Annotated in this window: 8 protein-coding genes and 1 pseudogene; 2 read left to right on the top strand and 7 right to left on the bottom strand. The window is 30.0% G+C overall.

Annotated features, from left to right (window positions below; translation table 4 throughout):
* Window positions 1-166: 166 nt before the first annotated feature.
* The 3 genes and pseudogenes from MAG_RS02300 to MAG_RS02290 form a co-directional block, all read right to left on the bottom strand.
* Window positions 167-1,495: an MAG4530 family protein gene (locus MAG_RS02300; RefSeq protein WP_011949622.1), complete on the bottom strand. Its 1,329-nt coding sequence runs from the start codon at window positions 1,493-1,495 to the stop codon at window positions 167-169.
* 76 nt (window positions 1,496-1,571) lie between these two features.
* Window positions 1,572-2,027 (bottom strand): Sua5/YciO/YrdC/YwlC family protein, encoded by a 456-nt coding sequence (locus MAG_RS02295; RefSeq protein WP_011949621.1) that lies wholly within the window; start codon window positions 2,025-2,027, stop codon window positions 1,572-1,574.
* Between the two features lie 45 nt (window positions 2,028-2,072).
* Window positions 2,073-3,741 (bottom strand): annotated as a pseudogene (locus MAG_RS02290) (APC family permease).
* Between the two features lie 251 nt (window positions 3,742-3,992).
* Between MAG_RS02290 and hisS the strand changes: the two are divergent.
* Both hisS and aspS read left to right on the top strand, forming a co-directional pair.
* Complete coding sequence (gene hisS, locus MAG_RS02285; protein WP_011949619.1) at window positions 3,993-5,324, top strand: histidine--tRNA ligase; 1,332 nt, start codon at window positions 3,993-3,995, stop codon at window positions 5,322-5,324.
* 75 nt (window positions 5,325-5,399) lie between these two features.
* On the top strand, window positions 5,400-7,103 hold the full coding sequence (gene aspS, locus MAG_RS02280; RefSeq protein WP_011949618.1) for an aspartate--tRNA ligase: 1,704 nt from the start codon (window positions 5,400-5,402) through the stop codon (window positions 7,101-7,103).
* A 93-nt stretch (window positions 7,104-7,196) separates the two neighbouring features.
* Here aspS and MAG_RS02275 read toward each other — a convergent pair whose 3' ends face one another.
* The 4 genes from MAG_RS02275 to MAG_RS02260 form a co-directional block, all read right to left on the bottom strand.
* Complete coding sequence (locus tag MAG_RS02275) at window positions 7,197-7,982, bottom strand: MIP/aquaporin family protein (protein WP_011949617.1); 786 nt, start codon at window positions 7,980-7,982, stop codon at window positions 7,197-7,199.
* A 7-nt stretch (window positions 7,983-7,989) separates the two neighbouring features.
* A complete protein-coding gene (gene glpK, locus MAG_RS02270; RefSeq protein WP_011949616.1) occupies window positions 7,990-9,498 on the bottom strand; it encodes a glycerol kinase GlpK in 1,509 nt (502 codons plus the stop codon).
* 270 nt (window positions 9,499-9,768) lie between these two features.
* Entirely contained in the window at window positions 9,769-11,157 is a 1,389-nt protein-coding gene (locus tag MAG_RS02265) for an HAD family acid phosphatase (protein ID WP_011949615.1), read from the bottom strand.
* 138 nt (window positions 11,158-11,295) lie between these two features.
* Window positions 11,296-12,282, bottom strand: a complete 987-nt coding sequence (locus tag MAG_RS02260; protein ID WP_011949614.1) for a DHH family phosphoesterase — start codon at window positions 12,280-12,282, stop codon at window positions 11,296-11,298.
* Window positions 12,283-12,291: the final 9 nt, after the last annotated feature.

Genomic DNA, 12,291 nt, shown 5'->3' with positions numbered 1-12,291 from the left:
GGAGTTTTTAGCAATTTAAATGGTATTAATCTGCTTTAATTTACTAGAAGTTTGATTTTAAAAAAATAAAAGCAGCTCATATTTTTGGAAGCTACTTTTATAATACATTGAATTTAGCTTAATAATAATTTGAAACATAAGCCTATAAAACAGGAACAGCAGGCAATTATTTAGCCGGTGTTTTTACTGTTTTGTTGTTTTCTAATGATTTATTAAATTCTTTAAGCAAAATAATTCTGCTATCTATTTCGTTATTTTTTTGGCCTTCTTTTCAGAAGTCATACATATGAATTTTTATTAATTCATTAGTAATTGGTTCTGGATAATTATCACGCATAAAGTTGATTTTGCCATCAACACTTCTAAAACGTTTAGTTAGATTTAAGTGTTTATTTTGACTATTTAATTTAATAGCAGTATCAACAATAATTCTGAACTCTTCATTACTGTTTATGCCTATAAAAAGGGCTTTAAAGTAATTAATCACTTCGTTATGATATTCAAATCTATTTGTGAATTTGTTCAAAAACTCTAAAAATTCATCCTTTTGCTCATCATCGCAAAAGTTGAATAATTCAGAATTACTAAAATATGAATCAAAAAACCAAAATATATAGTTTGATTTAAACACATCTAAATGATTTTTGGGTCTAAAAATTATTTTTTTGTTGAAAATGTAGGTTAAATCATTAAAAAGTCTTTCAACCATATTAATTAATTCTTCAGAATGCTTATCTTTTTTAAGTCTTAAAAATGTATTCATAAGCTTAAAAGTTAAAGAGGCTAATATTCATGATGAATTTGGAACTTTAGCTACTAATTTGTTTTTAATATATTTATCAGGTATTAGTTTTACTAATGAAAAATGCATTTCTTGGTTATTTACTTTAACTTTTAATCTAGTTGGTTCTTTAGAAAAAATAGTACCACCAGCATAAATTTCATAGTCTTTTAATGTTGCCCTAGAGCTATTAGCCACAAAAGTTCATACTTTTGGTCTTCTTCAATAGTTTCCATATAAATATGAAATTGCTTTTGAATCGCTCAAGACAAATCCTTTGTTTTTAACTCAAGCCAAAAAGTCTAATTCATAGGGTTTTAGGTCATCTTCACCCTTGTTTAGCTTCAGTAAAATTTGAAATTTTGCACTAAAAAACAATTTGATTTTTAAGCATCTTAGTGCTCTGAACATATTGTAATTAATCATTTTATTAACTAGTATAAGCATTAAGCAGTTTATAAATAAAATTCCAAAAGTCACTAGTCCAATAACAAAAAACACTAAGAAAGAGATTAAATAACCTAAAGGATTTTTTTCGCTAATTCTTGTCATAAGTCCTAATGAATAATCTCATCGGCTAGAAAAGAAAATTATTAAGACTAGAAAGGCAGTAAAAAATAATGAATAAAGAGAAAGCAAAAAGTAGTGTAAATTCAGTTTTTCCTTTATAAAATTATTGTCATTAATGTATTTAATTTTCTCATTTAGTGTCATAATAAACCTCTAGCCTTCTATATTAAAAGTATATATTTTAATATTTTGAACTGCGCATATTTATTTTAATTTATGATTATCTTATTCATTTTTTTTCATCAAGATTATAAATTTGGCTAGCTTTATTATTTCCTTTGCCAAAGTCATAAACATTTTTAACTAATGGAAAGTATTTTGAGGCCTCTGATATCTCAATTGGTTCTTGGCCTGAAATATTAGCACTAGTAACATACATTGGGCCATTTTTTAGTAAAAATTGGCACAATTTTAAGTTATTAGGCATTCTAAAACCTTGATTATTTACAATAACTGAGTATGCACCAGGTCAATATTTCGATGCAAATTCATCAGCTTCATGATTTCATTCCTTAAATTCTCTAGCTTGCTCAACTGAGCCAACTAAAATAATGATTTTTTTACTAATAGGCCTGTTTTTAAGGTAATAAATGCTCTTTAATGTATTGTCATTAACTGGTCCACCTATGCCTGTGACTGTGTCAGTTGTACAAATAAAAATATCTTTGAAGTTCATATGATTAACTCCCGTAAAACCTTATGTATAAGTATGCTTTTGCGCTTATTTTATAGTATTAGAGTTTAATTTTAATAGTTTAATTTTGCTTTTGGTATATTCATAATATTTTGCTAAAGAGCCAAATTTTTTAGCTCGTATTTTGTTCAATATAAGTGTTGGAATAATAGTAAGACTTATAAAAAGTATTAAAACAATAATTAACATCAATCTGCCGACTAATAGCTGTGTGAATTCAGTGTCTTGAATTAATGATCTATCAACTCCAATTAATAAAAATAGATTTATTATTGGCACAAGTACACTGACAAATATAGCCAAAGCAACAAAGGTGATTGAAATTCATGCAGTAGGCAAGAAATATTTTTTCTTATTTATTATTTCCACTTTATTACTTTTGCGGTTTTTTATTCCGCCAAAAATAGCTAAAGCAACTAAAGAAAAGCATCCTAAAGCATTTCAATTAGCCATTAGATCAGCAAATGAATATAACTTAGCCATCGCCATTGTATTATCATAAACTGGCCCATAATTTGAAGTGTCAATATATCCTAGCGCACCAATTAGAGTAAAAATAACTATAAAAGGAACTGAAATAGTAACTGAATAAATTATTCCAACTACTGGTTTATGCGGATTAACTTTTGGTGCAAGTTTTTCTCAAAATGGTAAGTCGCCTTTAACTATAAGATCTTCAATATATCTAGGCATTCACATTGCAAAGCCATTTGCTATTCCTAAAACACCGATTGCAATAAAAATATTCATTATGCCAAAGATAATATTTGTAGCTTTTAGACCCATTAAGTTGACTGAATAAGCATGTATTTTGGTAAATGAGCCACCATTAATAGACATTGAAATTGCAATTATTAAATAAATTAGTGTTGTTAGTGAAAGGCCAAAAAACAGTGCCATTGGTGTTTTGCTTGGCTCTTTCATTTCGGATTGAATACCTGCTGAAACATAAAAACCATCATAAGCGTAAAAAATTGAAGAAATAGCTAAAAACATTCCTAATCCAGCACCAATATGGTTAAATTCTTGAATGCCTTTGCCTTGTTTAATTAACTCAGCATAGCTTTGATGCTTTTGAACCAATCACGAAACTTCTGATGCCCCACCTTTATTTGTGCCAACTAAAATAAAACCTAAAAATGTAATAAAGATAAGTGGCGCTAACTTGATTGCTAAACTTATAATATTTTGAATATCCCCAACTTTAGAATAAAGTGCAGGAACAGTTAATAAATAAACCGTAAGAGCTAGTGAAATAAACATTCAGATAACTCAATCATGATTAGTTCCAAAGCCAGTTTTATTTGTTAAAAATTTAAGGCCATCCTGCAAGGAAATGAAGCTATAAAGCGGAATAAAGAAAAAAACAAGTGGCAAGCACACATAAGTATTAAAGTCCTTGGAAACGTTGTAAACAAACCTGCTATTAAATGTTTTGTTTCAGCTTGTTAAAGACAAATTATCACTTTTAGTTGATGAAATTTCAACTAGTGCTAGAGCAATACAAATAACAGCGACTGATGCTATAATTCAGGCAAATATGGCCAAAATTAAGCTGCCATGTGAGCTATCTAAAACACTTTTTGACTTAAAAAAATACCTGCTCCAAAAGAGCTTCCAACTGTTATAAGCATTGCAGAAATAAAAGAAATTTTTTTCTATTATTTCCAATGTTTTCTTCTGATTTTTTGCTCATTTCACTCCTTTATGCTTAAAAAAGGACATAATTTATGTATATGCCTATAAAACAGCCATAAAAGTCAAATTATGTATTTAATAGAATAAAAATATTGAATTTTTATGCCTAGTAGTCAATAATATTTAATATTATAAATGTATAATTAAAAATTATTATTACATTTAGCTATATATTTTAGTAAAAAAAATTCATATTTTTTAAGACACTCTAGCAGCAGAATAGGATTTATTAATTCACTAAGGAGAATTATGTTTAACAGGGTAAAAGGCACTAAAGATTATGAATCAAATGACATTGAAATACGTAATGAAATTTTAGATGAATTTTTGCATCTTGCTGAAGTAAATTGCTTTAATTTGATCGAAACTCCAATTTTAGAATCGGCTGATTTATATAAAAGAAGTGTGGCAGGAAGCGACATTGTTAATAAAGAAATGTATGAATTTACTGACAAAGGAGATCGTAAACTTAGCTTAAGACCTGAAGGCACAGCGGGATTTATTAGGGCATTAATTGAAAACAAATGATATGTTACTAATGAAGAGTTTTGGCCAACAACTACTAAATTTGTTTATTATGGGCCAATGTTTAGATATGAGCAGCCACAAAAAGGTAGAATGAGACAGTTTTATCAAGCTGGAGCTGAAATAATTGATAGCAAAAGCAGTGAATTAAATGCCTTTCAAGATGCTGAACTTATTCAAATGGCAAGCAATTTGCTTTCTGAATTAAATGTTAATTTTGTTCTAAAAATTAATTCAATTGGTGATAATAAGTCAAGAGAAAAATACCAAGAAGATCTTAGAAAATACTTAGAAAATTATAAAGATGAGCTAACCGAAATAAGTCAAGAACGCCTTAAAAACAATGTTTTTCGTATTTTAGATGACAAAATTGATTCGCAAAAGCCTTTTATGAAAAATGCTCCAGTGCTTAGAGATTACTTATCTTCTGAAAGTGAAGAACACTTCAAAAAGACATTGCATCTTTTAGATATTTTGGGCATTGAATATGAAGTTGATCATTCACTAGTTAGAGGACTAGACTACTATGATGAAGTAGTGTATGAATTTATGTCTTTAGATAAAAATGCTGGCGCACAAGCTACGATAATAGGTGGTGGAAGATATTCAAATTTAGTTAAAGATCTTGGCGGCCCTGATTTACGTGCTGCTGGCTGAGGACTAGGAATTGATAGGTTGATAGATCTACTAAAATTACAAAAAGGTGAAGAATATAGTGAGTTAGTTGAACAAAATATTGATGTTTTAATTGGTACAAGCTCTAATGAATGCAAAGAAGAATTATTTGCAATTGCTTCTTATTTAAGAGGATTAGATCTAAATACTCATTTTGTTTATGAGCTTGCAAAAAATAAAAAAATATATGAAAAAGCACAAAAAATTAAGGCAAGATTTTTAATACTAAATGATGAAAAGGCTCTTAATAATTACTGCTTTATAAAAGATTTTGAAACTAATAAAAAAATTAAATTTGATCCAAAAGATTTAGATAATTTTGAAAAAATACTGGACTTTATTGAACAATTAGATGAGTCATCAGAAATTGATAATGATTAATTAAAAAATTAAACTAAAGCTATTCTAACTTTAGTAAAAAATAAGAAAACTTTTAAAAATTATTCAAAGGAACTTATGAAAAGTAAATATATTAAAAATGGACTTTTGACTAAGAAAAATGTAGGCGAAAAAGTTTATTTATATGGCTGAGTTTCAAATAAAAGAAGATTTGGCCCACTGACTTTTATTGACTTACGTGACAGATACGGAATTGTCCAATGTGTCTTTGAAAAAGACGTTAACGTCACAAAAGAAAGCGTAATGTATGTTGAAGGGCTAGTCGTTAAAAGGCTTAATCCTAACAAAGAAATTCCTACTGGAGATATTGAAATAAAGGTTTCTAAATACAATATTTTATCTCAGTCTGTTAATGAATTACCTTTTGCAATAAGAGATGATATTGAAGTAAGAGAAGAGATAAAATTGAAGTATCGTTACTTGGACTTACGCCGCCCTGAGATGCAAAAAACAATTTTGTTTAGAGCAAAAGTAATGCATGAAATTCGCAATTTTCTTTATGAAAATGATTTTGTTGAAATCGAAACTCCTACTTTAGCAAAAAGCACCCCTGAAGGAGCACGTGATTTTTTAGTTGGCACAAGAAACAAAGGCCAATTTTGAGCTCTACCTCAAAGTCCACAGTTATTCAAGCAATTATTAATGATTTCAGGTTTTGAAAAATATTATCAAATTGCTAGATGCTATCGTGATGAAGATAGCCGTAAGGATCGTCAACCTGAATTTGTGCAACTTGATATTGAAACTTCATTTTTAAAGGTTGAGGATTTTCATAAAACTATTGAAAAATTAGTTAAAAGAATAATGCTTTCAGCAGGAGTTAATGTGAAAATTCCTTTTCAAAAAATAAAGTATGCTGATGCAATTAAAGACTATGGCAGTGATAAACCTGATTTAAGATATGAATATAAAATTACTGACATAGATAACTTTTGTGCCGACACTGATTTTGCCATTATAAAAGATGCTAAAAGTAAAAGAATACTTTTTGTTGATTCAGTTATTAGTAAAAAGGAATTTAGTATTCTTGAAGAGATTGCTAAGAAAAACAAAGCAAACATATTGTTCTATTTTACAGTAGTAAATGGCGAAATTTCACAAACAAATTTTGCTAAAAAAGTACCCTTGGAAGCTAAGAAGCTCATTAATGAAAATGACAATAAAGACGGTACATATTTTATTGTTGCTAATAGCTATGAAAATGCTTCACAAGCATTAGGTGCAGTTAGAGTTGAGCTAAATAATATGTTTAATTATGCAAAAGATGAATACCGTTTTGCATGAATAGTTGACTGACCAATGTTTGAATTTAATGAAGATGAAAACAAATGAGACGCAGCTCATCATCCTTTTACCAGATTCGCCCATAATTTAGACGAATTGGACAAATTGCCTATTGATAAAATTAATGCTGTAGCATATGACTTAGTGCTTAACGGTTTTGAAATTGCTGGTGGAAGTGCCAGAATTTATGACAAAGAAATGCAAGAGAAAATGTTTAATTTAATAGGCTTAACAAAAGCACAACAAGAGTCAAAATTTGGATGATTTTTAAAGGCTTTTGATTATGGCGTTCCTCCACACTGCGGAATTGCTTTTGGATTAGATAGATTAATAATGCTTTTAACTAAACAAAAATCAATTAGAGATGTTATTCCTTTCCCTAAAAATTCGAAAAATCAAGATCTTTTAATGGATGCTCCTAGTGATGTAACTAATGATCAGTTGGCTGAATTAGGACTAGCATTATTAAAAGAATAAAGCAAAACTAAAACACCAAAAAAATACAAAAAAGTGACTTATGAATCGAAAGTCACTTTTTGTTTATGAATTTAAGTTTTTTGTCTAAAAGTACTAGAAAATAGCTGTTTGCAGTGCAAATCTAGCGATCAAACCAACAACTACAGATGTTAATAATGGGCCAACAATTGGAATTCATGAATATTGTCAGTCAGAGCTTCCTTTATTAGCTACTCTCATGATTTGGTGAACAATTCTAGGAGATAAGTCCCTAGCTGGGTTAATTGCATATCCTGTTGTACCACCTAGTGATATACCAATCACTGCAACAGTTAAACCTACTACTATAGGTTGCACAAATGGAATAGTTACAAAATGTCCTACCGCAACAATAGCAAATAATAATACTAATGTACCCACAACTTCCATGCTGAAGTTAAAGATAACATTTCTGTTTGATGGACCAGTAGAGTGCATAGCTAAGAATTTATTTTTAAACTCTTCAGGTTCATTTTGACTTGTTTCTTTAACGTGTTTTCAATATAAAAAGTCTACTAAAAATGAACCAAGTGCTGCACCAATAAATTGCATTATTAATACAATAATGAAAAGTCCATAAGTAGGTAAAAATGTGTGACTAATTCCTTCAAATCCTCAGTCACGGTTAGCAATAGCTGATATAATTGTAACTGCTGGATTAAGGTGTGCTACACCGCCAAGACCTGCTGATATTAAGGCAGCAACTAATACTGCAAAACCTCAGCCAAAAGTTATAGTAATTCAGCCAGCATTTTGGCCTTTTGTGCCTTTTAATAAGACATTGGCGACAACTCCATTACCCAAAAGGATTAATAAAGCTGTGCCAAATAATTCAGTTAAAATAATTGGTAAAACTTGCATAAATTTCCTATTCTATATCCTTAGTTCAGTTAAATGTTCTTTTTACAGCAACATCTCAACCCTTAATTAATTTATTAGCTTCAGTAGTAGAAATTTCAGGAGTAATTTCAAAATGTACTTTGTATGTTTGTTTGATTTCATCAATGCTGTTTCAGTAACCAGTAGCTAAACCAGCCATAAAAGCAGCCCCCATAGCAGTAGTTTCAATGTTTACTGGCTTAATTACTTTTGATTGTGAAATATTAGATTGAAATTGCATCATAAATTTATTATTTGAAGCACCACCGTCAACTTTAAATAACTTAACAGGATCATTCATATCCTTGCCCATAGCGCTAACAACATCATTAGCTTGGTAGGCAATGGCTTCTAGTGTTGCTCTAACAATATGTTCTCTTTTAGTTCCTCTATCAAGGCCAAAAATTGCACCACGTGAATATGAATCTCAGTATGGAGAACCTAAACCTGTAAATGAAGGCACCACATAAACTCTTCTATCATCATTAACTTGCCCTGCATATCATTCAGTTTCTAAAGCACTATAAACAATTTTTAAATTGTCTCTAAGTCATTGCACCGCTGCACCTGCTATCATCACAGAGCCTTCTAGTGCATAGTGGATTTTGTCTTTGAATGAATAAGCAATTGTTGTTAGTAACCCGTGTGTAGATTTTACAATTGATTCGCCTGTATTAGTAAGAATGAAGCAACCTGTACCGTATGTAATTTTTGATTGGCCTTTTTCTAAGCATAACTGGCCAAATAGTGCACTTTGTTGATCGCCTATTGAAGAAGTAATTCTAATTTGACTTTCATTATCTCTTGAAAATAAGTGTGGGAAAGTTAGACCGTATTCCTCGCTGCATGATTTAATTTCCGGAAGTATGCTTTTAGGAATGTCGAATAATTTTAATAACTCATCATCTCAATTGTTAGTGTGAATGTTATACAAAAGCGTTCTTTGTGCATTAGTGTGATCTGTCGCAAAGACTTTTCCACCAGTAAGCCTATAAATTAGTCATGTATTGATAGTTCCAAACATTAATTTGCCTTCTGAAGCTAATTCTCTTACATTAGGAACATTGTCTAATATTCATTTTACTTTTGTCCCTGAAAAATAGGGGTTAATGATTAATCCAGTCTTTTCTTTTACTAATTCAACTTGCTCTTTTGTAAACGACTGACAATATTCAGCTGTTCTTTGATCTTGTCAAACAATAGCATTATAAATAGGTAATCCAGTTTCCTTATTTCAGATAACTACTGTCTCTCTTTGATTAGTTATGCCAATAGAATCGATTTGTTCAGGACTAATTTTTGATTTATTAAGCACCTGAACTAATGTTGAGCGTTGAGTATTTCATATTTCAATTGCATCATGCTCAACTCATCCTTCTTTTGGAAAGTGTTGTGTAAATTCGGCTTGCTCAACAGCAATAATCTCACCTTTTTTATTAACTATTAATGCTCTAGCACTGGTTGTGCCTTCATCTAAAGTTAATATGTATTTTTCCATATAGTTAATTCTCCTAGAGTTTTATGTGTATGAATATAAACTTTTGCTTAAAGCATCACATTAATATTTTCTACTATCTTGGTTTGAATTATCCTTTCAAATTTAATGCTTAAAATATTAAATAAGCATAACTAAATTATATAGATTGCCATTTTTATGTAATTTTATGAAAAAGTTTTACATAAAACATTTTGTGACATTCAAATATGCTAATTCACTAAAATGCCTGTTTTATAGTAACAAAAATAGAGCAAGCGCTCTATTTAGTATTTAAATAACATTATTTTCTGGCTTTGGGCCTTCTTGGTATTTACTGTTTTTAACAATTTTTAAAATTTCTTCATATAGGTTATAAACATTGCCATAACCAAGTTTATCTAATCATCCACCATATTCAGCATTGCCAGGGATAAGAACATAAACTTGTTTTCAAGGATTATCTACTTTTTCCAAAGTATATTTATTGTCTTTTTTGACAGTATGTTTAACATCAGCACCATCAATATTGAAATATTTATTAATTTCTAGGTTTTTGTCTCTGAATGAATTTACTCTTTCACTATTAGTTTTACCTTTAGAAATTCTGTCAAAAAAGTCATTGTAGTTATCACCGATTTTCATTATGGTTTTCAATGGAACTTTTTTGTCCCCCATTAATTTGAAACCAGCAGTATTTTTATCCATTGCTTCCATTCTGTCTGTTTTATAGACCTTTTTGCCAAGTCTGTAAGCTGCAGATGAATTGGTTCATGTAATTCAAGGTTGCTCTCTATAATTAGTTGTAAATTTTAATCTATCAGCTAATTTTTTAAGTTCATCATCTGACAATCCCTTTGTTTTGTCATCACTAATTTCACTTTCATTTTCAGCTTTATAAGGCATTGAGCCACGCATTCAGAATTGGAAATCTTGAACAAATTTAACACCAACTTTTTTAAGATTTTCTTTTACAGCATCTCTAACTGCTGTTGATTGGTTCATATCTGAGTTATAAAATACTAAACCACCATTTTCATGTACATAATTTATAAATTCAACAGCACCTAGAATTGCAAATCTGTTAGCTTTAAGATCATTTTTCTCTTTTTCAGTTCCGCTGTAGCCACCATTAATCATTGCAGACGCTTCAGTTAGGTCATTTTGAAGCACAGTTTCATCTATGTCCATAAATACTACTGGTAGGCTTTTGTTGTTTTCTACTTCAATTTTGCTTGTTGATGCTTCAAATTTCTTACCAAAATCAAACTTATCTTTATTAGATTCCTTCAATTTATTAAATGCTAATTTAGCAAATTCATATGATTGTACTTTACCAATAAGTGATTCAACCGAAGTAATGTATCAAACAACTGCACCAAAGGTTCCAACATCTTTATTTAGTTGGCTAATTAAGAAGTGTATTTGGTCTTCAGTCAATTTAACATCGCTTTTCATAGCCTTTGCAAGTGATTTAATTGCATTTTCTTTTTCATTATTATCTTTTAGTGTGTTTCAAGTTGTTTTTAGTGAAGCAATCACATCATCAATTTTGCCATTTTGACTGTCATTTGAATTGTCATTTTTTGTAGCTGGATCTTGACATGTAGCAGCTATTGTTGGTAATAAAATAACAGGCGCTGAGCCAATTAAAATACCTTTTAAAAATCTTTTATTAATCATAATTAATAACTCCTTATAGGATCTGTTTTTCTATTTTTTTAAAAACATTTTTGTGTGTAACAAAATTATACAAAATAACAATTTAGCCTTTTAATAGTGGAATTTTTAGCTAAAAAAAGTGGAACAGTCCACTTTATTTTATTTAACTTGGTCTTGGTTACCAAATTTTTCTCATCTTTCAACTTCAGCATTGCAGTCTTTAATTACTTCAGGCACTAAATCAAATGAATCAAGAATTGATCCTGAAGCTCTTTCATGACCGCCTCCACCTCACTTAACTGCAACATTTCTTACACATGGGCCATTTGAACGGTATTCTACTCTAATTTTTCCATTTTCTTCTTCGTTGAAAAATACTCAAAATGGATATCCTTTTAGATTAGAAATAGAATTTGGCCTACAAGCTTGGTTAGGGGTTTTGCCTAGCTTAATTGTTTCATCATAAGTTAGTGTAGTGTAAGCAACTTTGCCAACTGTTTTAAGATTTTCATAAATTTTATTAGTTAGTTTAATATCTTGTAAGTCAGTTTGAGCTAAACCGGTAAACACTTTGTCAGCATCAAAGCCAGTTTTGTATAAAAAGGCTGCTAATTCATGTGTTCTTGCTGATGTATCGGAAAATTGGAATCTTCCGCTGTCAGTTACCACACCTAAAAAGATATATTCAGCGGTCTTAGGACTAACTTTTCAGCCTGATTTATAGGCTAATTCGGCAATCATTTCAGCCGCTGCTATTCTAGATGATTCCACTCATCTAGTACACTTATCTAAATCATCATCATTAGGATGATGGTCAATTCTTAATGTTTCGGCAAATAAATTTTTGTCTAAATATTGTCTTAAATAAATTCTTTCTTTGAAGTTAGCATCAACAATTACTCCTAGCGATTTTGCTAGTAATTCATCACTTGGCTCATTGTCAAAGTCAAAGTTTAAAAATGAAAATGAACCATTATTATCGCCTATTGCATAAACTTTTTTATTAGGATAGTTATCTTTTATTAATTCTCTTAGGCCAAATTGGCTACCCAAGCAGTCGCCATCAGGGCGTGTGTGATGAAAAATAATAATTGAATCGTATTTTTCAATTAAATTTTTAGCATCGTTAAATGAACCTATTTCCATATGCTTAGC

Source organism: Mycoplasmopsis agalactiae PG2, from assembly GCF_000063605.1.
Taxonomy (GTDB): Bacteria; Bacillota_I; Bacilli_A; order Mycoplasmatales; family Metamycoplasmataceae; genus Mycoplasmopsis; species Mycoplasmopsis agalactiae.
Note: the sequence above shows the minus strand (reverse complement) of the source record. Positions and strands in the feature narration are given on the sequence as shown.